This is a genomic window from Croceivirga sp. JEA036 (assembly GCF_011882165.1).
GTDB lineage: Bacteria > Bacteroidota > Bacteroidia > Flavobacteriales > Flavobacteriaceae > Croceivirga.
On record NZ_JAATON010000006.1, the window covers coordinates 93,228 to 114,171 of the forward strand.

Here is a 20,944-nt window from a genome sequence, read left to right on the forward strand (position 1 = left end):
AAATGAGGAGCGCAGCGACGATTGAGAAATCTCAATTCCTGCTATATATTTGAATATGCCAAAAACTAGTTACGTTTATATAGTCACGAATAGACATAAAACCACTTTATATATTGGAGTAACTAGTAATTTGTCAGAAAGATTAGCGCAACATCAATCAGCAGGATTGAGTGAAACAACAAGTTTTGCAGGAAAGTATAAATGTTTCTATTTAGTGTATTTTGAAGCTTTTGATTCGATAGATATTGCTATAAGAAGAGAAAAAGAATTAAAAAAGTGGAGAAGAGAAAAAAAGAATGATTTGATTACAGAGTTTAATCCTGAATGGGAGTTTCTGAATAATCAGATTGTTTAAAATACTCTATTTCCAAATGAGGAGCGCAGCGACGATTTAGAAATCTTATTCATAGTGTGTTGTTTTATATAGATTTCTCACCTTTCATTCTTCAAGGGTTCGAAATGACGTATTACCGCATTTTAAGAGTTGTTTTTGTCCTTTCCAAATGAGGAGCGCAGTGACGATTGAGAAATTTTATTCATAGTGTGTTGTTTTATATAGATTTCTCGCCTTTCATTCTTCAAGGGTTCGAAATGACGTATTGAAGCATTTTAAGTGTTGTTTTTGTCCTTATCAAATGAGGAGCACAGCGACGATTGAGAAATCTAATTCAGAGCGTGTTGTTTTATATAGAATTCTCGCCTTTCATTCTTCAAGGGTTCGAAATGACGTATAGAGGTTTTTTAAGTTTGGTTCTTGTTATTTCGAAATGAGGAGCACAGTGACGATTGAGAAATCTAATTCAGCGTGTGTTGTTTTATATAGATTTCTCACCTTTCATTCTTCAAGGGTTCGAAATGACGTATAGAGGTTTTTTAAGTTTGGTTGATGTCATTTCGAAATGAGGAGCACAGCGACGATTGAGAAATCTAATTTATAGCGTTTTGTTTTATATAGGTTTCTCACCTTTCATTCTTCAAGGATTCGTAAAGACTTTAATAATCTACTTTTTATTAGTATTAAGCATCAATTTTAAGGCCTTGGTCCACTAAAGCCAAACCATCATCAATAAGGTGACCTACTTTAGGGCGGTCCAGTTTTAGTTGTTCCAAATGTGCTTTTATTTCTGTGGCTAATGCAGTTCTGTTTCCTTTTACGGCAAGCTCATATAACTCTACAGGTAGCAGCCAGTCTTTTGGAAAACGGCTTATAAATTCTTGAAACAGTTTGCCCCTAGAAATAATGGTGTTTTTACCCTCTCTATAATCACGCACACGCTGATAAAATTCCTCAAGAGCTAATTTATTATCGTCTCTGTTCTTTTTTACGGTAGTATCACTCAACGCATGAGATACCAAATTAAAGCTTTTTAAATCTGCCGGTCCGTTATATCCACTACTTACTTTTCTACCCACAGCCATATGGTAAAGACCCCAATCGGGTTCAAATAGCACCTCGTCTTGGTAGGTTACCGTACAATTTTGGAAGGTGATTAAGATGATTTTACCCTGTAAATTACGGGTGCCTGTTATAATTTCTCCCGAGACGGTAACCCCACCAACAAATTCCAGTTCTACTTTTTCGCCTTCAAAAATGTTATACGCTTTTAAATCTCGTGGACTCATATCTTCTATGGCTAGATTTATGCCTTTTAGCTTTCCAACGGGAGAACCAAAACCCTCTGGATGCTGTGTGGTGCCATGATTTACCAATTCTTTGTCATGATAGGCCAAGGCCGTGGCGCCTTTTGTAGCAAAATAGATAGGCATGCCATCGTAACTTAACACACGTTCAAAATAACCAGACACTTGTAATCCCGTACTTAGTTCCAGTGTACCCAAGGCTTGGGAGTCAATTAATTTTTGAACAGCAGATAAACCGCCTGTACGCAGCGCCATAGTATTGGCAAAATCTTCTAAAACCTGACTCAAATGAGCAAAGTTTGGCGTTACAAAAAGCTGTGGTTGCGGTTTGGTAATATCAAAATCGGTCGTGGCACTATCTAAGGTATACGGGAGTTTTTTAACATTATCCGTCATGCACCACGCGCTTTCCCCAATAGACGAGAGCAAACCTGCACCGTAAATCTTTGGGTTTTCTAGAGTACCTATTAGCCCGTATTCTACGGTCCACCAGTGTAGGTTCCGTAATAGGGCCATTTCACTAGGTTTCCCCATGTTCTGTTGTAACGCTTCAATACGTTTCTCTGCCCTTTCAATAGCCTCTAGTGGCGTTCCTTCGGCTTCCTTAATGATAGATAAATGCCGTACAGCATCATATAGTTCGTAATCTTTTCCACTAGAAATGGCTTTAGCGCCAATTTCTCCAAATCGCCTTAAATATTCTGAATACTCTGGATTGGCAATAATTGGAGCATGGCCGGCACCTTCGTGAATTATATCTGGAGCCGGCGTGTATTCTATGTTTTCCAATTGTCTAATGTCCGAAGCAATCACCAATACGTTATATGCTTGAAACTCCATAAATGCAGAAGGCGGTATAAACCCGTCTACTGCTACTGCCGCCCAACCAATTTCCTTTAAAATCCTATTCATCCCATACATATTGGGAATGGCATCTATGGAAATGCCTGTTTTTTGCAAGCCATCTACATAAGATTTGTGTGCCATTTTACTCAGGTAATCCACATTTTTACGCATCACATAGCGCCACACGGCTTGGTCTACGGGAGTATATTCCTCGTAATTCTGCGGTTTTATGTATTGTCTTAAATGTTCTGGTAATTTATCCAGAACAGGATTGCTTTCGTACAGCTGTTCTTTCATGAGTTTCAGTTTGTTGTTTTAGTCAATTGCAGTTCCTTTAAAATTAAAATAAAGTGGCTTTATAAAGTGTTATAAGAATTATAAACAGAAATAATTCCTGATAATATTTATATTAGAAGGAATAAGTGTTAAATCCAATCGATTTTATTTGATAAAAAAGGAATGTATGCAATTAGATGCTATTGATAAACAGATATTGAAACTTTTAGAGCAAGATGGTAAAATGGTGGCCAAGACCATTGCGGAGCAATTAGGACTTACAAAAACTCCTGTTTATGACCGTATTAGGCGACTAGAGAAAGAAGGTTTTATTAAAAGGTATGCGGCTATTTTGGATAAAGAAAAGATTGCTGAAAGTATCACCGTATTCAGTTTTGTGTCTTTAGAAGTACAAAAAGCAGAGTTTATGGACCAGTTTATTGCTCGGATACAAGATTTTCCAGAGGTAGTAGAATGTTTTGTGGTAGGAGGGGAGTTCGATTTTTTACTAAAAGTGATGGTAAAAGATTTGGATGCCTATTACACTTTTGCAAAGCAACGTGTGGCTACTTTGCCCAATATAGGTGCTGTAAAAAGTGCCTTCGGACTTAAAGAAGCGAAGCAGGATTATCGGTTTCCGCTGCTTTGACCAAATAGCTACGCTAAATAAATAAAACTATTGAAGTTTGATTTTTTGTTTTTTTCCAATTGTAAAATAGAGCACAGCTCCCAATAGGTTAAAAAATAGAACAACAAGTGTCCAAATTAACTTGTTGTTTCCTTCAAACTTATTTCTTAAAATGTCAATTAAAGCAATCAAAGTCGGAATAATACCTAATAGGCAAATTAGTATTAAAATAATTTGCCATGGACCTATCATTCCTAAAAAGTTCGTAGAAAGCATACTTAATATTTTAACTGTTAAGTATAAATGTATTAAAACTTAAGTTACTGGCAATAAAAAAGCGAAGCACCTACCTAAAACCACTCCAATGAACACTCAAACTCGCGGTAGTTGCTTCGCCTAACTATTTTTTAGCCTATTACTTGGCGGCTACCATCTGCATAGGAGGATATTCTTTTAAAATTTGAGCAACAAACTCCCGGATGCGTTCTTCTTTCTTGGCTATATCTTTGGTATTATTCAATGTGCCAACGCCGCGTCCTTGCCAAACCAATTCTTTATCCTTGGCATCTATAAGGTCTATATATAGAGAGCCTTCTGTACGTGCGCTAACATTAGGGCCAAATCCGCCGCCCCAGCCCCAACCCCAACCGGGACCCCAGGCCCAAGGATTGTAAAAGCCACCCCAGCCCCAGCCGACGTTGTTGTAGATATCTACACGTTCTCTCTCTTTGGTAAAAATACTTACCAAAATATCTGGGTCCTGAGATTTTACAAAACCTCTATTTGCCATTTCCGTTTCAATGGCTTTTAAAATTCGCTTTTTATCCAAATCAGAAATTTGAGCTTTATCAATTCCTGTTTTGTAAAACGCATAGCTTTTGTATTCCTTAAAGTCCGCCTGCCTATCATAATCCGTAATTACGTTTACGGTGGCACAAGAACTTAAGAAAATTACCGTAAGGAGGGGTAGTACTATCCACTTAAACTTTTTCATATCAATTTTTTTATCACGTTAAAAATGAGCTCGCTAACACCATACATAGTATCAATTATTATGCCGAAATAAGTGGTGTTACTGTTTGTTATTTTTTTTATTATAACCGTAGGGGCAATGCCTGCATCCACTCTCACAACAATAGCCTCTTTTTAAGTGGTATTGTTCTGTAAAAACCTTGTAACCTTCTGGGCTCAAATAAAAATCGCCTTCTTCTAAAGGTAGTATTTTTCCCATTTTCATTTCTTCCTTTTACATCAAAATTAACGGCTATTAATGCAATTTTAAAGGGTTTTAACGCCTTTCTGCTTATTTAATCTAAAACAGCGACGGTTTATCGGGACAAATGGGCATCTTTTTTAAGAAAAACTATATTTGTTTGCATCACAAGCTAAATAATAAGTTGCGCAAAGAAGCTGGAATGATATTGGTATTTCGACACTTTTTTAGGAAGAACTATGTGGGTTTAACCCTTTGGCCTTTTATTATAGTTAAGGAGAACAGTTACAAAGAAGATACTATCTTAATTAATCATGAACGCATTCATTTACGCCAACAAAAGGAACTTTTAGTACTGTTTTTTTACTTCTGGTATGTTATAGAGTGGTTGTTAAGAACAGTTTTGTACCTAGATAGTTACCGTGCCTATCAAAATATTAGTTTTGAACGGGAGGCTTATGCAAAAGAGAACGATTTAGGGTATCTTGCAAGACGAAAACCGTATAGTTTTATCAATTTTCTTTTTCGTCCGTAAACTTGTCCTCTTATAACCAGCAAATACAACACCCGCTTTTAGAAAAACATCAAATTGCTCTTTGGATTAAAAGAGAAGACTTGTTGCATCCTATTGTAAGTGGTAATAAGTATAGAAAACTCAAATACAACATCAAAGCTGCTTTAGCTCAAAAACAAAAAACGGTACTTACTTTTGGCGGTGCCTACAGTAATCATATTGTGGCTACTGCTTGTGCGGCAAAAGAGGCAGGGTTAAAAGCTATTGGGGTTGTTAGGGGTGAGGAGTTGAAGGAAAAATGGAAAACGAACCCTACTTTGGAGCAAGCAGCTGCTTATGGGATGCAATTTTTATTTGTAACGCGAGAAGCTTATCGTTTTAAAAATGAACCTGACTACATATTGAAATTGAAAAATGAATTTGGTGATTTTTACCATATTCCGGAAGGCGGTACTAATATGTTAGCTGTACAGGGCTGTGAAGAAATTTTAACAGAAGAAGATAAGCAGTTTGATATTATAACATGCGCTGTTGGAACAGGTGGTACGGTTGCAGGTCTTATCAATAGTTCAACTAAAAATCAAAAGGTTTTAGCATATCCGGCGCTAAAGGGTGATTTTCTGAAGGCTGAAATTGATAAATTTGCAATTAATGATCAGTGGCAATTGGTAACCGATTATCATTTTGGAGGTTATGCTAAAGTGACGGAAAGCTTGGTGCGGTTCATTAATGAATTTAAACGAGACACGGGAATTCCCTTAGACCCTATATATACCGGTAAGATGTTATTTGGATTATGGCAATCCATAGCCCAAGGAAGTTTTGCCAAGGGGACTAAAATTTTAGCCATCCATACGGGTGGTTTGCAAGGAATAAAAGGAATGAACCAACAATTAAGACGGAAAAATTTACCGGTATTGGATTTATGATAAGAAAATGGATTGCCCTGATTACAGTGGCGTTGCTTTTGGCCAGCTGTGGTGCTAAGAAAAAAAGAACAACTTCTAGCAAGAGAAATAGCGCTCCAACTGCAACAACTAAGAATGGGGTATACAAGCCTAATGATGGTTTGGAGGGAACTAAGTTCAATAAGTCAGAATTGTATCCGCTGCCAGAAGACCCAGGATTTTTTAAGAAATTTCCCGTTGCCAATACAACTGAGTATATAGCGGAGTTTCATGAAATGGCTCAGTACGAAATGCGTGCTTTTGGCATACCGGCAAGTATTACCTTGGCCCAAGGTATTTTAGAAAGTGGGTCTGGTAAAGGGGAATTAACGCTAAAAACCAACAATCATTTTGGTATCAAATGCCATACGGGGTGGCAAGGCGAGTTTGATTTTCATGATGATGATGCCAAAGGGGAGTGTTTTAGAAAATACAATCACCCTATGTTTAGTTTTAGGGACCATAGTATTTTTCTTGCATCCCGTTCTCGCTACCGTTTTCTTTTTAATTACGCTAAAGATGATTACAAAAAGTGGGCTTACGGACTTAAAAAAGCGGGTTATGCTACGGATCCAAAATACCCAAATAAATTAATTTACCTCATAGACAAATACAACTTACATCAGTACGATAGAGAGGTAGTAAAAAACGGATTAGAAAGGGTTAGAAATCCAAAAAAATATGATGTATTTACCCATGTGGTAGCCAAAGGAGATACCCTATACGCATTGTCTAGAACTTATGCTATAAGTGTAGAAGAGTTAATGCGATTGAATAATTTAAAAGATACAACCTTGTCTATTGGGCAAGTATTAAATATTAGAAAGGCGCGAGCCAATTAATAGCAAAACAGAATTACATGCGTTACCAAAGAAGCAGTGCATTATTTACCGAAGCAAAAAAATACATACCAGGCGGTGTAAACTCGCCCGTAAGAGCTTTTAAAGCAGTGGGCGGTGAACCTATTTTTATTAAACACGCCAAAGGTGCTTACTTAACAGACGAGGATGACAACCAGTACGTTGATTATATTGCCTCATGGGGTCCGTTATTGTTTGGCCATGCGCATGAACCTGTGCTGAATGCGGTTATAGAAAAAGCCAAGAAAGGAACCTCTTTTGGTATTCCTACGGAGATAGAAACCAAATTGGCACAATTGGCCGTAAAAATGGTGCCCAATATAGATAAAATACGTTTTGTTAATTCCGGTACAGAAGCTTGTATGAGTGCAGTACGCTTGGCACGTGGTTATACAGGCAAAGACAAAATCATAAAATTTGCAGGATGCTACCACGGTCATTCAGACTCTTTTTTAATACAAGCAGGTAGTGGTGCGGTTACTTTTGGAAGTCCCAATAGCCCTGGGGTAACCCAAGGGACCGCAAAAGATACGTTGTTGGCTAATTATAACGATTTGGCAGGAGTAAAACAGTTGGTGGAAGCGAATAAAGGTGAAATTGCGGCTATAATTTTAGAGCCAGTGGCAGGTAATATGGGATGTATAATACCGAAAGACGATTTTATCCACGGTTTACGTGAACTGTGTACCCAAGAAGGAATTTTGTTGCTGTTTGATGAGGTAATGACCGGTTTTAGGTTGGCCGCTGGCGGTGCCCAAGAAGCCTTGGGGATAGATGCAGATATTGTTATGTTCGGTAAAGTTATTGGTGGTGGCTTGCCCGTAGGTGCTTTTGCTGCACGAGCAGAAATTATGGCTCATTTGGCTCCAGAAGGCCCTGTTTACCAAGCAGGTACGTTAAGCGGTAACCCGTTGGCTATGAGTGCTGGTTTGGCCATGCTTACAGAAATAGATGAGAAACCAGAAGTGTTTACCAGTTTAGCAGATAAAACGGAATACCTTCATAAAGGAATTGAATCTGTATTGACAAAACGGGGGATTACTCACCAAATAAATAGATTTGGCAGTATGATTTCGGTTCATTTTTGCGACCAACCGGTAACGGATTTTGCTTCTTCCGCGTTGGGTAATAACGAGCGTTTTAAAGCCTATTTTCATGGCATGTTAGACCAAGGAGTCTATCTGCCACCTTCGGCATTTGAAAGTTATTTTTTAAATGATGCTATTTCTTATCAAGATTTGGATAAGACTATAGAGGCGGTAGAAAAATGTAAATTATAAACAGTCTATTTTTGAAAGCAATTACAGTATTCTGTGGCTCTAGTAATGGTGCAGCAGCCTTATTTATGGAGCAAGCGCATGCTTTAGGTGGCGCTTTAGCAACAAAGCAAATTCAATTAATTTACGGAGGGGCCAAAGTAGGTCTTATGGGAGCGGTAGCGGACGGAGCTTTGCAAGCCCAAGGAGAAGTAATTGGGGTGCTACCAAAATTTTTACAGACAAAAGAGATTGCACACACGGGTTTATCTGCGTTACATTTGGTGGCAAGTATGCACGAACGCAAAACGATGATGAATGATTTGTGTGATGGTGTAATAGCACTACCAGGAGGTTTTGGTACTTTGGAGGAGCTGTTTGAAATGCTGACTTGGGGTCAGCTTGGCTTGCATACAAAACCAATTGGCATTCTAAATAGTAACGGGTATTACGATGCTCTTTTACAATTGCTAGATGGCATGGTAGCTCAGGGATTTTTAAAACAAGCCAATAGAGATATGGTTTTGGTGAGCGCATCTATTGAAGATTTGCTAACACAGATGGAAAACTATACTGCCCCAGCAGTGCCTAAATGGCTCAATTTAGAACGTACTTAGGGAGTGTTTTCTACATATTCCTTAAAATGATTCAGAATGGTCTGCCATCCTTTACGTTGTAATTCAATTGGATTTTCCATGTCTGGATCAAACAAAATCACCAATTCGGTAGTTGTTTTATTTGGATTAAAAAGGACTTGTACTTTACGCTCGTCGGCTAGTTTGTACGTAAATGCTTTGTTGGGTATTACATCAATATAAATCCCTTCAAAATTAAAACCCATGCTACCATCTTTAGCTTCCATTCTTGTTTTATAAGAACCGCCAACGGTTAAATTATTTTCTGCTAAAGGACAGTGCCAATCTGGAGAAGCAAAATTCCAATGTACAATATGGGTTGGATTGGTATATTTATTCCATACTTCTTCAATAGCACCTTTAATAAGGGTATTAATCTTTATTTTGGCCATGCAATTGTCTGTTTTTTCTTACCATGAAGATAAGAGTAAACTATCGGTTTATTGTAACGCCTACTTCAATTTACTGCTAAATAAAACATAAAGTCCCACCATTGGACCTATGGCTAATAGGCTGTATACCCAAGGGGAGGAAAAGGAAATTATCGCCATAGAAACTACTTGTATACTAACAATAGTTAAGGTGTACCCAAGACAATTAATTAGAGTTAAGGCTGTTCCTGTGATAGCTGGGGGAGCTGCGCTTGCTACGAGTGTAGAGAATAGCGGAGAATCTGTAATAACTGCCATTCCCCAGAGGCACATAAATAGTATAAAAATATTGAAAGGGAGCTGTATGGTTATGGGAAACAACAGGCAACATACAAAAGAAAATGATAATGCAATAGTAGCTATCTTTTTAGGGCCATATTTTTGAGAAAGAAATCCGCCAATAATACAGCCCACACTGCCTATTGCTATGATGACAAAGCTTAATATTGATGTGGTTTGGGGGGGTAAATTGGATTTAAATGCAGAAATCATTATAGGTACAAAGGTCCAAAACGTGTAGAGTTCCCACATATGACCAAAGTACCCTAAAGCTGCTGTCTTAAGTGGTTTAATTTTAAAAATACCTATTACCTCTTTTAAACTAAATTGGTTTCCTTTTTTTCTAAATGGTCCGTCTGGCACGCCCAAATAAAGGGCTAAACCTCCTAAAACTGCCAAAAGGGTGGTGCTGATAATTACCATTTTATAACTTATACCTATAGAAAATGCATTCAATGCATGCGGAAAAGCCGTGCCAAGCACTAGAGCACCTACTAGTAGGCTGAGCGATTTGCCTAGACCTTTTTCAAAGTAGTCTGCGGCAATTTTCATACCTACAGGGTAAATCCCTGCAAGGAAAAAACCCGTCATCATTCTAAATAATGCCAAAGTAAATAGTACATTTTTAGGCCATAAAATAGCCAGATTGCACAGTGCTCCCAATACTGCGCATGTAAAAAATACTTTAGAAGGAGAAAAACGGTCTGTGATGCTCAGCAAGGCGAAAGTCAATGTGCCCAAAATAAAACCTAGTTGTACCGCAGCGGTTAGATTGCTAAGGCTGCTAAGGGCATCTAAACCATAAGCAGATACAATTTGCGTTAGCACCCCGTTACTGGCAAACCACAGTGATGTGCATAAAAACTGTGCACCAATAATTATGGGTAAAATGTGTTTTGGTGGATTCAAATGATGGGTTTTCAACAATAAGTCGGTGAAGTTAGAAAAACTTAATTTTTAATGGTAAAATGAAGCTCTAAAAGCAGAAGGCGTTTGTTTGGTTTTGGCTTTAAATAGTTTAGAAAAAGATTGCGAATGTTCAAATCCTAGGGTAAAAGCCACTTCGCTTATACTAAGCGTGCTATTTGCAAGTTTACTTTTAGCTAATGCAATAAGCTTCTCGTGTATTAATTGCTGGGCAGAACTAGTAGTTGCTGTTTTTAATGCGCTGCTAAGGTAACTGGGAGAAATATGTAATTGAGTAGCAAAGTAATTTACGGTAGGTAATCCCTTTTCATATACGGTTTCGGTCGTAAAATAGGCCTCTAGTAAGTCTAAGAACTGGTTCAGAATATCTTTATTATTCTTGGCTCTTGTTAAAAACTGTCTTTGATAGTAGCGCTCTGCGTAATTTAAAAACAAATCTAACTGCGCTAATATGATGTTTTGGCTAAAATTATCCATGTTATTTTCTAATTCTTGCTGAATAGTCATAAACCATTGGATTACCTTTTCTTCTTCCTTAGGAGATAAAAACAACGCTTCGTTAATCGTGTAGTCAAAAAAATCATATTTCTTAATTCTTTGATGCATATTGGCTTTGTATAGGTAGTCTTCATGGATTAAGAGGAGCCATCCGCTGGCCTTTTTTAATTCTGCTGTATTGGGTTGCAAACTAAGTACCTGTCCTGGCGCAATAAAGGATAAAATACCTTCATCAAAATCATATGTCTGTTGTCCATAGCGTATTTTACCAACATCTCTTTTAAGGCCTATGGAGTAGAAGCCCATTTTCCAAACCTCGCCAATGCTGTCTTTTGGAAGACTAGTTTTGCCATAGTCTACCAAACTTATCAGGGGATGGGAAGGTGGTTGCAACCCTCTTATTTTATGAAATTCTTTGATGGAATTGATGGGTCTTATCATAGTACTTTTAAAGAAAAATTCCTCCAGAAGCTTCTAAGCGTTGGCCGTTAATCCATTTGCCAGCATCAGAACATAAGAAGGCAACAATGCCGCCAATATCTTCTGGTTCTCCCACGCGCCCTAAAGCGGTATTTTTAGCTATAACTTCTCTTTTTTGCTCGTTGTTTTTATTTTCTCCGCCTCCAAAATCGGTTGCCACTGCTCCAGGAGCTACGGCATTAGCTCTAATTTTTTTAAAGGCTAATTCTTTAGCTAGATATCTTGTTAGTACTTCTAAACCGCCTTTAGCACTTGCATAGGCAGAACAATTGGGTAGGCTGAACCTTGCTAAACCAGAAGTAATATTGACGATGCCTCCATTTTCTTTAAGGTATGGCACAGCTTGTTGTGTTAAAAAATAAGTACCTTTTAAATGGATGTTTACCATTTCATCGAACTGGATTTCTGTTGTTTCTAAAAAGGGAACATAATGCCCTGTCCCTGCATTATTAATAAGGTAATCTATAGTGGTTCTATTAAATTCGGTTTTGGTCCATTCAATCAGTTGTTCAAAGAATTTTGAAAAGGTGTCTGTTTTAGTAGTGTCTAATGGTAATGCGATTGCTTTTACTCCTTCTGCCAACAGTAGATTAATTACATCTTCTGCAGCTTCTGAATGGGTGTGGTAGGTTAGGATGATATGTTTACCACCCTTTGCTAATTGTAATGCCATATTCTTACCTAATCCTCGACTGCCTCCGGTAACGAGTGCTATTTCTTGTTGCTTCATGTGTGCTGTTTTAGGCTACAAAGTTGCATTAAAATGAAAGCATGGATGTAGCCGAATTGCGTTATCTTGTAGTCGTATTAAAGATACAACCAAAACCGATAAATTTTTAGTTATGCGGAACACCTTTTCTTGTATAGATGCACATACTTGTGGTAATCCTGTAAGAGTGGTTTCTGGAGGAGCACCCTTTTTAAAAGGGAATTCTATGATGGAGAAGCGCTTACATTTTTTAAAGGAATACGATTGGATACGAAAAGGACTAATGTTTGAGCCTAGAGGGCATGATATGATGTCTGGGACTATTCTTTACCCTCCTGTGGACCCTGCTCACGATGTGGGTATTTTGTATATAGAAACGAGTGGATGTTTACCCATGTGTGGTCATGGTACTATTGGTACTGTCACTGTAATGATAGAAGAAGGTTTGATACACCCTAAAACGCCTGGCAATTTAAAATTAGAAACCCCAGCAGGTATAGTGTCCGTTACCTATGCGCAAGAAGGTAATAAGGTAAAATCTGTGAGGTTGACTAATATTCCTTCTTTTTTGCATACTTCTGGACTACAAGTAGAATGTCCAGATTTGGGAATGTTAACGGTTGATGTAGCCTATGGTGGTAACTTTTATGCGATTATAGACCCACAAGACAATTTTAAGGGAATTCAGGATTATACGGCAGACCAGTTGATTTGTTGGAGTAGGGAAATTCGAAAAAATTTAAATAAAGCTTATCAGTTTGAACATCCTACAGAGTCAGATATAAAAGGACTGTCTCATGTATTGTGGGCTGGCGATACTTTGTCTGAAGAAGCTACTGCCAGAAATGCGGTTTTTTATGGGGAAAAAGCCATAGACCGTTCTCCGTGTGGTACGGGAACTTCTGCACGAATGGCACAATGGTATGCACAAGGTAAATTAGCCAAAGAAGAACCTTTCGTGCATGAAAGTTATATTGGTTCTAAATTTATTGGGACTATTGTGGGTACTACTAAAGTAGGCGCGTTAGATGCCATAATTCCACGGATAGAAGGCTGGGCTAAAATCACGGGTTACAATACTATATTTATCGATGATGATGACCCGTATGCTCAGGGTTTTCAGGTTGTTTGAATTAAAAGAAATCTCTACCTATCTATTCCTTGTTCTTTACCAATAAAAATTTGCAATTGTTCAAAAGTAGGGTAACCTTCACTATCTCCTTTAACCATAGTGGCCATAGCCCCAATACCGTTAGCGTAACTGCCTGCTTCTGCAATAGGCATTCCTTTTAATCTGGAACTTAAATAACCAGCTGCGAAACCATCTCCTGCACCTACAGTATCTACAATTTTTTCTACTACAAAGCCAGGAACAAAAACTGCCTCTGTGCCATCAGAAACCATACATCCTTCTTTACCCATTTTTAAGGCAATTTCAGAGGCACCCATAGCATGAAATTTTGCAAGAATTTCTGTAGGTTCTTTGGTTCCCAATAAAATTTCTGACTCATCTATCCCTGGAAATAAGATATCTGCATAGGAGCAAAACTCTAATAGGGTGGCTTTAGCTTCCGCTAAGGGCCATAATTTAAGTCGAATATTAGGGTCAAAAGAAATTTTTACCCCAGCATCTTTGGCTATTTTAATAGCTTCTAAAGCCGTCTCTTTGGCAGACGCACTTATTGCGGGAGTAATGCCAGTAACGTGCAGTATTTTAGTGTTTTTTAGATAATCTGAATCTAAGTCTTGAGGTTCTAAAAAACTCGCGGCAGAATTTTTACGATAATAATAAACGTTTGGATTTACATGAGCAAAAAGCTCTTTAAAAAGTAATCCCGTACTATGCTTTTTATCTTTAATGAGTCGGCTTACATCTACCCCTTCTCCGCGAACCATAAACTCTAGGTATCTACCAAATTCATCGTCTCCAACTTTAGAAAACCATCCTACATTATGTCCAAGCCTGCTAAGCGCGATAGCCACGTTAGATTCTGCGCCTGCCATAGATTTATGAAAACTATGGATATGGCGCAAAGGCCCTTTAGAATCTGGACTAAAAAGAACCATGGACTCACCAAATGTGATTACTTCTAATGCTTTACTCATGCTTTTTAAAATTGGTTAACCAAAATAAACCAATAATTTAGACATAGGGTCAGTAAAAGGTGTTAGTTCTTTTACGTTTTAGTTATTTTATGTGGGAATTACTAGTTTAATAGAATTAAATTTTAAACTTCACCACCGGTTCATGCTTAATTTCAAAATTGCAGCTATTAGCAATAAAGCAAAATTGATTGGCTTTGTGGTGTAATCTCTTAGCCAATTCTATTTTATCTTCTTCTTTAATAGTAACCTCAGGATGTAAGATAACGTTTGTAAATTTTCCACTGCCGTTGGCTTCTTCTGCCATTATACCTATAGGATTATCTATATAAGTTAGAACCGTTATATTTTCGGTACTACACAAATGAAGATACCAGAGCATATGGCAAGATGCTAGGGAAGACAAGAATAGTTCTTCTGGATTGTATTTAGTTGGGTCTCCTCTAAAATTGGGGTCAGCACTACCCGGTATTTGTACTTGTTTATCCTTAATGGAAATTAGATGGTCACGTTGATAACTTTTATAATCTTTGGTACCTTGACCTGTATTGCCGGTCCATTTTAAACGTAAGGTGTAGTGGTGTTGCTTCATTTTGAAAATATGATAAAGCTCTCAAAGATAGTAAGTTGTCTAGGCTTTTCTATTTAATAGTAGCTTTTTTTCTTCTATTTTTTATCCACCTATACAAAAGAAGGCTTATTACAATTCCAAGAATGACACCTACCGGTATGGTTATAAAAGCATATACCCAGCCTACAGCCATCATACTAGCAGTAGGACTGCTGGGAGGGTGAGTGGCATCATACCATTGGCAGCTCCAAAGCAATCCAAAAAAACCTAGTATTCCGCCAAGTACGGCACCAACACCAGCAACAATTAGGTTAAAGACAATTTTAGTTAAGGAGGTAGCATTACTCATTTTATAATTCTTTGTAGCACACTTATAGTTGCCAAATTGTTAAAGTGTCTCTTAATAAAACAGGAATTAATTAAAAAAAGTATACTAGTTCTTTATAGGTGATAATTACTGTGCTATTTAGTAATATTTCTTTTTTAACCAGAACGCTACCCGAACCAAAAGTATAAGGGCTGGGACCTCTACCAATGGACCTATTACACCTGCAAAAGCTTGACCAGAATTTAGCCCAAAAACTGCAATGGCAACCGCAATGGCAAGTTCAAAATTGTTGCCGGCAGCGGTAAATGCAACTGAGGCTGTTTTATCATACGACGCGCCTAATGCTTTTGTAATAAAAAAACCAATTATGAACATAGCAATAAAATAGATAAGCAACGGGATGGCTATGATTACTACATCCATCGGAATTTGTACAATTAATTCGCCCTTTAAAGAGAACATTAGTACAATAGTAAAAAGTAATGCTATCAGTGTTAATGGAGATATAAAAGGGATAAAAACGTCTTTATACCACGTTTCACCTTTAAGCTTCACCCCAATTGTTCTGCAAAGAATACCCAAAATAAATGGTATGCCTAAATATATGAATACGCTCTCCGCAATAGTACCTATAGCTATATCTACTATAGCGCCATCAAACCCAAAATACGGAGGTAATACCGTTATAAATAACCAAGCATAAAAGCTATAACCAAATACTTGGAATATACTATTTAAAGCCACTAATCCGGCCCCATATTCAGTGCTCCCGTCCGCCAAATCATTCCATACCAAAACCATGGCAATGCAACGCGCTAACCCGATAAGTATTAAGCCTACCATATATTCTGGATGGTCTTGTAGAAAAGTAATAGCCAAGACAAACATAAGAATAGGACCAATTATCCAATTTAGAAGTAGCGATACCGAAAGTATTTTTACATTCTTAAATACCTTTGGTAACAATGCATAATTTACTTTAGCAAGAGGGGGGAACATCATTAAAATTAGGCCTATAGCTATAGGAATATTGGTGCTTCCTTTTTGTAATGAATTTATGCTTTTAGGCAATTCAGGAAAAAAATAACCTAAACCCACGCCGATAAGCATGGCAGTAAAAATCCATAAGGTTAAGTTGCGGTCTAAGAAATTTAATTTTCTACGTGCCATAGTTGATTTATATAATGATTTTAGTGTGTAATTAATATATTGCAATATTACGATGAAGTTGTTTGATAGGCAATGAAAATGGTAAAGTATTATAAATCTTCACTTTTATAAAACCCTGGTAGCTTATGTCTCACGAATAAAATTTTGACAAAAAAAAGCGAATCACATGGATTCGCTTTACTTAATTAAATGGTAATTGTTGCTATTCTACGTAGGTGAATACTACTTCATAAATTTCGGTAGCGTTATCTGAGCCAGAAGATGTTACCGTTGCCTTAGTTGCATAGTTGGCAGCATCAAACTCGTAATCCATTTTGATTGTATATTCAATTTCTCCCTCTGGATTCTTGTAAATTATTTGTGAAGGATTGTTTAATGGAAATAGTTCTCTAGCTTTTAAGAGCTCAGTAGATTGTGCATTTCCGCTAAAATTTAAATCAATATTATCTAATATAGATACTAAGCCAGCGGCCTTTAAGGTATAAAAGAACGGATTTGGAGCTTCATCATAAGTTATCTCTGCAGTGTAAATCATCATTTCATACTCAGAGTTGTTATAATTAAAATCTTCTTCAAAAAACTCAATAAGTGATGGATTGCCATTAGCATCATATAATTTAACATCACCAGTTTCAAAAGCATCATAAGGGGATTGGTACAATTCTTCAACAGCTAAATTATCCTCACCGCTGGTAACGTTGGTTAGTTCTTCGCCCTCGTACACAAATAAGGATGCATCCTCACCGGTGTTTATGGTACTTAAAGAGCCGTTGGCATTGTACGTTAACGTTATGAGACTATTTTCTTGTGGATCCTTCACAGAACTCACGGCTACACTTTCCAGTTTTTTCTCTTGTACATCTCCATTAGCATTATCAAATTCTTCTGATACCGTATCCTTTTCACAACTGAAGATAAAAGCAGAGGCTAAGGCTATTGGCAAAAATTTTAGGTTGTTTTTCATGTTTGAAAATTAAATGGTTTATGAGTTGTTTTGGCATTATGTCAATTACTGATAGCTCTAACGTTATACTATAAGCGCTTAGTGCATTTTTATGAAGAAAAATAAGTTTTTGAATAAGGTAAAACCGTAAAAAAAGAAGAAGCTTACACCTAGTGTAAGCTTCTTGCGTTGAATGACGTAACGTCTAAGTGATAGTCCCCCCAATGGTCCTATCTAAGTATAGGTTAATAATAACTGGGACCAAATTAGTAGATTGCTGTAAAAACCCATTGTATAAAAACCTTAAAAAAACTATGGTTTATCTGCAAATTTTAAATATTGCAAGAGAATTTAATCTCTAAAGTCAGAATTTACGGTATAAAAGATAAAATCGCTTTATAGCCTAGCCCAGATAAGATAGCAAGACCAAAACTTAATAATGTACCTATGAGAACATATTCTGTAAGTTTTCTGTTGTTTCCTTTGTTAAGGTCTCCGAATCTAAAAACAGATTTTGCAGCAATTAATAAACCTATGGCAGCCCATTGATTGGCTAGTATAAACCCAAAAACAAATAAACGTTCTAGAATACCAATATATTTGCCAGCATTAGGCAAAGAGGCGCCTTCATCTGCTGTAGCTGTTTTATCTTCTTCCGTAAATAGAATCTGTATGTATGGGGCTAAAAGTATTTTTATAAGAATAGCACTTACAAAACTTACTAAGATTAAAAAGAGCAACAAAAGCAATAGTTTTGGTGAGATTAGCTCGTGCAGAGGAATATTAAATGGATAGTATAGATGCACTGCAATAGCAATAAATGCTAAGTGTAGTAGTTGGTCTAGGATAAATAAAAGGCGTTCGTTTTTGGGAGTTGTAAAAACCAGTTTTGCACCGTCTATGATTAAATGACTTATGACGATTAAGGCAATAGCACCAAAATAATTAAATACAGTACAAAGAAGGAGTAGCAAAAAATGTACTGTAATGTGGTAATACAAATATTTAGATTTGAGTTTGTATGCTTTTTTATGCACAACCCATTTTGCAGGCTGTAAAATAAAATCACCAATAAAATGAGCGAGTAATAATTGCAAGACTAAAAGAGTCATAAGTTGGTTATATATTGTTTGTAGTAATTTAAAAGTTGGTTTATTTCGTCATAGCCAGCGCGCAAGAGAGCTTCGCTAATAGTACTTTGAGATTTCCCTAAAAGTGTAGCAAGTTCTACTTGGCTAGCTTCGGGTTGCAATAACGCTGTTTTTACTACGCGTGCCGTTGCGGGCTGCCAATTATCCATCGTTAAACTTGCCAGCTTAAACATTAGGTTCATTGTTTGGTCAAAAGTTTTATTTTGTGTTGCAATCGCCAAATTAAGCTTTTTTAGATGCTGAAAGCATTGGCCAGAATATACAAAGGCGGTGCCATTTGCCTCTGTAATCTTTTGAGCATCATAAGATTTATCACCGATGCCTATGGCTATGCGCACATCTAGCCCCTTTAGTTCTTTTAGAGTGGCTTTTAACGTTAATGCAGCCGTTAAAGCCAATGCTGGTCTGGTTTGTAGTTGAAAACTATCGCCACGATAAACCTCCCATTCTTTGGGTTCGTTTCCAAAATAGAATAATGTTTCTTTAAGTAATGGCATCCATTGCTGTGGAGCTATTGCTCTAGAATTTACTACATCTCCTGTGAGGATGGCTATATTTTCCATAATTTAAATATCGTTTAATTAGTCGATATATACAAATATCGTATAAATAAACGATAACAATACGGTATCGGTAAATAATACGAAGAGATGATAGTTTCCTAACATCTCACCATCAATCTTAAGATAGAAGTAAAGTTGGGCTAACTCAAAACGAAAGTTACAGTGCTATGTTTAGCTCCAATACTAAAGCAGACTAAAAATGAAAAGAAAAATAACTACTAGAAGGGCCTTCTTAGCTAAATCTATCCTTGCTTCTGGAGGAGTCATTTTAACCTCGCAAATGGTAGCTTGTGAAAAATTAGATGAATTTTTAGGCGATGAGGCGGATGCTCCAACCAACATACCACGATTTTTACATGGAGTAGGAAGTTTTGATCCTATTGCAACCGCCGTACTTATTTGGACAAGGTTTACACCAACAGCAGAAGAATTAACACACCAAATTGCAGTTAAGTGGCAGGTAGCAACGGATGAACAATTTAAGACAGTTGTAAAAGAAGGAATACAATACGCTACCGAGGAAAATGATTTTACTATTGTAGAAGATGTAACCAGTTTAACCCCAAATGGCCGCTATTATTATAGGTTTATTCAGGAAGATTTAGGAGAAATTTCTCCAGTCGGTGAAACCATTACTTTACCAATGCCGGGTTCAGCCGTAGATAGTTTAAAATTGGCTGTTTGTTCTTGCAGTAATTACCCTGCGGGCTTATTTAATGTGTATGATGCCATGGCTAAAAGTGATGTGGACATTATTTTACATTTAGGGGATTATATTTATGAATATGAAGTAGGAGGTTATGGTACCAACGCAAATACCGCAAGTCTTGGTAGGGAGCATGATCCACAGAACGAAATATTGACCTTAGAAGACTATCGTTTAAGGTACAGACAATACAGAACAGACGAAGGACTTCAATTGGCACACCAAAAGAAGCCGTTTATCGTAGTTTGGGACGACCATGAAATTACCAATGATGCGTATAAAGAGGGTGCGCAGAATCATCAAGATTCAGAAGGTGATTACCAAGCAAGACTAGCTCGTGCTATAAAAGTACATGGAGAATATTTGCCCGTAAGAACGGACCAAGACGGGATTATTTATAGAAACTTTGAATACGGTAATCTAGCTAACTTGGTAATGTTAGATACACGTATTGTTGGTAGAGATAAACAATTAGCTTTCTCAGATTTTATAAATGCAGATGGTAGTTTTGATGCGATTGGTTTTACCAATGCAGTAGCAGACCCAACAAGAGAACTGATGGGCGCAGCGCAATTGTCATGGACAGCTACACGTATAACAGGCAGTACTGCAAAATGGCAAGTGCTTGGGCAACAAGTTTTGATGGGTAAAATGACAATCCCGGCAGAACTGTTAACGCTTGTAGGTAGGGTTGCTGGCGGCGATACCTCTGCAGCTACTTTAGAATTATTAGCTAATACTATTACAGAACTATCTACTTTAAAAGCTAGACAATTGCAAGGAGACAACAGTCTAACCCCGCAAGAACAGGGTAGACTAGCGGCTAGTGTTCCTTACAATCTAGATGCGTGGGATGGTTATTTTGTGGAGCGAGAAAAATTATTTGCTGCTTTAGCTGGTAAAAATACGGTGGTTTTAGCTGGGGATACACACAATGGTTGGCATAATGAACTAATAGATAGTAACGGTAATAAAATTGGGGAAGAATTTGGTTGCCCATCGGTGACTTCTCCGGGGTTTGAAGGTTTATTTGGGGAAGACCCAACAACTATAGCGGGTATAGAACAAGCATTTACACTGCTTATAGATGGATTAAAATATTTTGATGCAAAACAGCGTGGCTTTGTTAAAGTGCATTTTACACCAGGAGCTGCCAATGCATCATATCATTTTGTAGATACTATTGCAACAAACAACTATAGCGTGTTACAAGGCTATGAAACCAATTATGTGGGAGTTTAATTGTAACTAAAATAAAAAAATCCCATG

24 protein-coding genes are annotated in these 20,944 nt (G+C 37.3%); 9 read left to right on the top strand and 15 right to left on the bottom strand.

Features of this window, described 5'->3' with window-relative positions:
- Positions 1-55 precede the first annotated feature (55 nt).
- Positions 56-355, top strand: coding sequence for a GIY-YIG nuclease family protein (locus HCO57_RS14655; RefSeq protein WP_167989648.1), 300 nt, complete (start codon positions 56-58; stop codon positions 353-355).
- 662 nt (positions 356-1,017) lie between these two features.
- On the opposite strand, the gene HCO57_RS14660 is transcribed toward HCO57_RS14655, so the two are convergent.
- Entirely contained in the window at positions 1,018-2,784 is a 1,767-nt protein-coding gene (locus tag HCO57_RS14660; RefSeq protein ID WP_167989649.1) for an aromatic amino acid hydroxylase, read from the bottom strand.
- Between the two features lie 166 nt (positions 2,785-2,950).
- On the opposite strand from HCO57_RS14660, the gene HCO57_RS14665 reads away from it, so the two are divergent.
- A complete protein-coding gene (locus HCO57_RS14665) occupies positions 2,951-3,412 on the top strand; it encodes an Lrp/AsnC family transcriptional regulator (RefSeq protein WP_245167609.1) in 462 nt (153 codons plus the stop codon).
- Between the two features lie 27 nt (positions 3,413-3,439).
- On the opposite strand, the gene HCO57_RS14670 is transcribed toward HCO57_RS14665, so the two are convergent.
- From HCO57_RS14670 to HCO57_RS14680, 3 genes are all read right to left on the bottom strand, one after another.
- Positions 3,440-3,667, bottom strand: a complete 228-nt coding sequence (locus tag HCO57_RS14670) for a PLD nuclease N-terminal domain-containing protein (RefSeq protein WP_080319668.1) — start codon at positions 3,665-3,667, stop codon at positions 3,440-3,442.
- 139 nt (positions 3,668-3,806) lie between these two features.
- Positions 3,807-4,385, bottom strand: a complete 579-nt coding sequence (locus tag HCO57_RS14675) for a DUF4136 domain-containing protein (protein ID WP_167989650.1) — start codon at positions 4,383-4,385, stop codon at positions 3,807-3,809.
- 78 nt (positions 4,386-4,463) lie between these two features.
- Positions 4,464-4,622, bottom strand: coding sequence for a DUF5522 domain-containing protein (locus HCO57_RS14680; RefSeq protein WP_167989651.1), 159 nt, complete (start codon positions 4,620-4,622; stop codon positions 4,464-4,466).
- 184 nt (positions 4,623-4,806) lie between these two features.
- Here HCO57_RS14680 and HCO57_RS14685 point away from each other — a divergent pair, with 184 nt between their 5' ends.
- From HCO57_RS14685 to HCO57_RS14705, 5 genes are read left to right on the top strand one after another with little or no spacing between them, the layout of a single operon-like run.
- Entirely contained in the window at positions 4,807-5,139 is a 333-nt protein-coding gene (locus tag HCO57_RS14685) for a hypothetical protein (RefSeq protein WP_167989652.1), read from the top strand.
- 2 nt (positions 5,140-5,141) lie between these two features.
- Positions 5,142-6,047, top strand: coding sequence for a 1-aminocyclopropane-1-carboxylate deaminase/D-cysteine desulfhydrase (locus HCO57_RS14690; protein ID WP_167989653.1), 906 nt, complete (start codon positions 5,142-5,144; stop codon positions 6,045-6,047).
- Positions 6,044-6,907, top strand: coding sequence for a glucosaminidase domain-containing protein (locus tag HCO57_RS14695; RefSeq protein WP_167989654.1), 864 nt, complete (start codon positions 6,044-6,046; stop codon positions 6,905-6,907). The genes HCO57_RS14690 and HCO57_RS14695 overlap by 4 nt, the downstream gene beginning before the upstream one ends.
- Before the next feature lie 17 nt (positions 6,908-6,924).
- Positions 6,925-8,205 (top strand): glutamate-1-semialdehyde 2,1-aminomutase, encoded by a 1,281-nt coding sequence (gene hemL, locus HCO57_RS14700; RefSeq protein ID WP_167989655.1) that lies wholly within the window; start codon positions 6,925-6,927, stop codon positions 8,203-8,205.
- 11 nt (positions 8,206-8,216) lie between these two features.
- The gene (locus HCO57_RS14705) at positions 8,217-8,798 is read left to right on the top strand and encodes a TIGR00730 family Rossman fold protein (protein WP_167989656.1); all 582 of its coding nucleotides are present in this window, start codon (positions 8,217-8,219) and stop codon (positions 8,796-8,798) included.
- Here HCO57_RS14705 and HCO57_RS14710 read toward each other — a convergent pair.
- From HCO57_RS14710 to HCO57_RS14725, 4 genes are read right to left on the bottom strand one after another with little or no spacing between them, the layout of a single operon-like run.
- Positions 8,795-9,208: an SRPBCC domain-containing protein gene (locus HCO57_RS14710; RefSeq protein ID WP_167989657.1), complete on the bottom strand. Its 414-nt coding sequence runs from the start codon at positions 9,206-9,208 to the stop codon at positions 8,795-8,797. The genes HCO57_RS14705 and HCO57_RS14710 overlap by 4 nt on opposite strands.
- Positions 9,209-9,268: 60 nt before the next feature.
- Positions 9,269-10,450, bottom strand: a complete 1,182-nt coding sequence (locus HCO57_RS14715) for an MFS transporter (protein WP_245167610.1) — start codon at positions 10,448-10,450, stop codon at positions 9,269-9,271.
- 33 nt (positions 10,451-10,483) lie between these two features.
- Positions 10,484-11,392: a helix-turn-helix domain-containing protein gene (locus HCO57_RS14720; RefSeq protein ID WP_167989658.1), complete on the bottom strand. Its 909-nt coding sequence runs from the start codon at positions 11,390-11,392 to the stop codon at positions 10,484-10,486.
- Positions 11,393-11,399: 7 nt separating this feature from the next.
- Entirely contained in the window at positions 11,400-12,161 is a 762-nt protein-coding gene (locus tag HCO57_RS14725) for an SDR family NAD(P)-dependent oxidoreductase (RefSeq protein ID WP_167989659.1), read from the bottom strand.
- A 112-nt stretch (positions 12,162-12,273) separates the two neighbouring features.
- Here HCO57_RS14725 and HCO57_RS14730 point away from each other — a divergent pair, with 112 nt between their 5' ends.
- The gene (locus HCO57_RS14730; protein WP_167989660.1) at positions 12,274-13,272 is read left to right on the top strand and encodes a 4-hydroxyproline epimerase; all 999 of its coding nucleotides are present in this window, start codon (positions 12,274-12,276) and stop codon (positions 13,270-13,272) included.
- Positions 13,273-13,286: 14 nt separating this feature from the next.
- Here the strand turns inward: HCO57_RS14730 and HCO57_RS14735 are convergent, their stop codons facing one another.
- From HCO57_RS14735 to HCO57_RS14765, 7 genes are all read right to left on the bottom strand, one after another.
- Positions 13,287-14,246 carry a sugar kinase gene (locus tag HCO57_RS14735; protein WP_167989661.1) on the bottom strand — a complete coding sequence of 320 codons (960 nt, stop codon included), beginning with the start codon at positions 14,244-14,246 and terminating at the stop codon, positions 13,287-13,289.
- A gap of 115 nt (positions 14,247-14,361) precedes the next feature.
- Complete coding sequence (locus HCO57_RS14740; protein ID WP_167989662.1) at positions 14,362-14,835, bottom strand: OsmC family protein; 474 nt, start codon at positions 14,833-14,835, stop codon at positions 14,362-14,364.
- A gap of 49 nt (positions 14,836-14,884) precedes the next feature.
- Positions 14,885-15,163 (bottom strand): hypothetical protein, encoded by a 279-nt coding sequence (locus HCO57_RS14745; protein ID WP_167989663.1) that lies wholly within the window; start codon positions 15,161-15,163, stop codon positions 14,885-14,887.
- Between the two features lie 117 nt (positions 15,164-15,280).
- Positions 15,281-16,312, bottom strand: a complete 1,032-nt coding sequence (gene arsB, locus HCO57_RS14750; protein ID WP_167989664.1) for an ACR3 family arsenite efflux transporter — start codon at positions 16,310-16,312, stop codon at positions 15,281-15,283.
- A 202-nt stretch (positions 16,313-16,514) separates the two neighbouring features.
- Positions 16,515-17,276: a hypothetical protein gene (locus HCO57_RS14755; protein ID WP_167989665.1), complete on the bottom strand. Its 762-nt coding sequence runs from the start codon at positions 17,274-17,276 to the stop codon at positions 16,515-16,517.
- A gap of 350 nt (positions 17,277-17,626) precedes the next feature.
- A complete protein-coding gene (locus tag HCO57_RS14760) occupies positions 17,627-18,367 on the bottom strand; it encodes a DUF3307 domain-containing protein (RefSeq protein ID WP_167989666.1) in 741 nt (246 codons plus the stop codon).
- Positions 18,364-18,969: a transcriptional regulator gene (locus HCO57_RS14765; protein WP_167989667.1), complete on the bottom strand. Its 606-nt coding sequence runs from the start codon at positions 18,967-18,969 to the stop codon at positions 18,364-18,366. The genes HCO57_RS14760 and HCO57_RS14765 overlap by 4 nt, the downstream gene beginning before the upstream one ends.
- A 199-nt stretch (positions 18,970-19,168) precedes the next feature.
- On the opposite strand from HCO57_RS14765, the gene HCO57_RS14770 reads away from it, so the two are divergent.
- Positions 19,169-20,917, top strand: coding sequence for an alkaline phosphatase D family protein (locus tag HCO57_RS14770; RefSeq protein WP_167989668.1), 1,749 nt, complete (start codon positions 19,169-19,171; stop codon positions 20,915-20,917).
- Positions 20,918-20,944: the final 27 nt, after the last annotated feature.

Bases quoted from the DNA above. Each gene is read 5' to 3' on its own strand.
- HCO57_RS14655 (WP_167989648.1), top strand. From the start codon at position 56: ATGCCAAAAACTAGTTACGTTTATATAGTCACGAATAGACATAAAACC.
- HCO57_RS14660 (WP_167989649.1), bottom strand. From the start codon at position 2,784: ATGAAAGAACAGCTGTACGAAAGCAATCCTGTTCTGGATAAATTACCA.
- HCO57_RS14665 (WP_245167609.1), top strand. From the start codon at position 2,951: ATGCAATTAGATGCTATTGATAAACAGATATTGAAACTTTTAGAGCAA.
- HCO57_RS14670 (WP_080319668.1), bottom strand. From the start codon at position 3,667: ATGCTTTCTACGAACTTTTTAGGAATGATAGGTCCATGGCAAATTATT.
- HCO57_RS14675 (WP_167989650.1), bottom strand. From the start codon at position 4,385: ATGAAAAAGTTTAAGTGGATAGTACTACCCCTCCTTACGGTAATTTTC.
- HCO57_RS14680 (WP_167989651.1), bottom strand. From the start codon at position 4,622: ATGGGAAAAATACTACCTTTAGAAGAAGGCGATTTTTATTTGAGCCCA.
- HCO57_RS14685 (WP_167989652.1), top strand. From the start codon at position 4,807: ATGATATTGGTATTTCGACACTTTTTTAGGAAGAACTATGTGGGTTTA.
- HCO57_RS14695 (WP_167989654.1), top strand. From the start codon at position 6,044: ATGATAAGAAAATGGATTGCCCTGATTACAGTGGCGTTGCTTTTGGCC.
- hemL (WP_167989655.1), top strand. From the start codon at position 6,925: ATGCGTTACCAAAGAAGCAGTGCATTATTTACCGAAGCAAAAAAATAC.
- HCO57_RS14710 (WP_167989657.1), bottom strand. From the start codon at position 9,208: ATGGCCAAAATAAAGATTAATACCCTTATTAAAGGTGCTATTGAAGAA.
- HCO57_RS14720 (WP_167989658.1), bottom strand. From the start codon at position 11,392: ATGATAAGACCCATCAATTCCATCAAAGAATTTCATAAAATAAGAGGG.
- HCO57_RS14725 (WP_167989659.1), bottom strand. From the start codon at position 12,161: ATGAAGCAACAAGAAATAGCACTCGTTACCGGAGGCAGTCGAGGATTA.
- HCO57_RS14730 (WP_167989660.1), top strand. From the start codon at position 12,274: ATGCGGAACACCTTTTCTTGTATAGATGCACATACTTGTGGTAATCCT.
- HCO57_RS14735 (WP_167989661.1), bottom strand. From the start codon at position 14,246: ATGAGTAAAGCATTAGAAGTAATCACATTTGGTGAGTCCATGGTTCTT.
- HCO57_RS14740 (WP_167989662.1), bottom strand. From the start codon at position 14,835: ATGAAGCAACACCACTACACCTTACGTTTAAAATGGACCGGCAATACA.
- HCO57_RS14745 (WP_167989663.1), bottom strand. From the start codon at position 15,163: ATGAGTAATGCTACCTCCTTAACTAAAATTGTCTTTAACCTAATTGTT.
- arsB (WP_167989664.1), bottom strand. From the start codon at position 16,312: ATGGCACGTAGAAAATTAAATTTCTTAGACCGCAACTTAACCTTATGG.
- HCO57_RS14755 (WP_167989665.1), bottom strand. From the start codon at position 17,276: ATGAAAAACAACCTAAAATTTTTGCCAATAGCCTTAGCCTCTGCTTTT.
- HCO57_RS14760 (WP_167989666.1), bottom strand. From the start codon at position 18,367: ATGACTCTTTTAGTCTTGCAATTATTACTCGCTCATTTTATTGGTGAT.
- HCO57_RS14765 (WP_167989667.1), bottom strand. From the start codon at position 18,969: ATGGAAAATATAGCCATCCTCACAGGAGATGTAGTAAATTCTAGAGCA.
- HCO57_RS14770 (WP_167989668.1), top strand. From the start codon at position 19,169: ATGAAAAGAAAAATAACTACTAGAAGGGCCTTCTTAGCTAAATCTATC.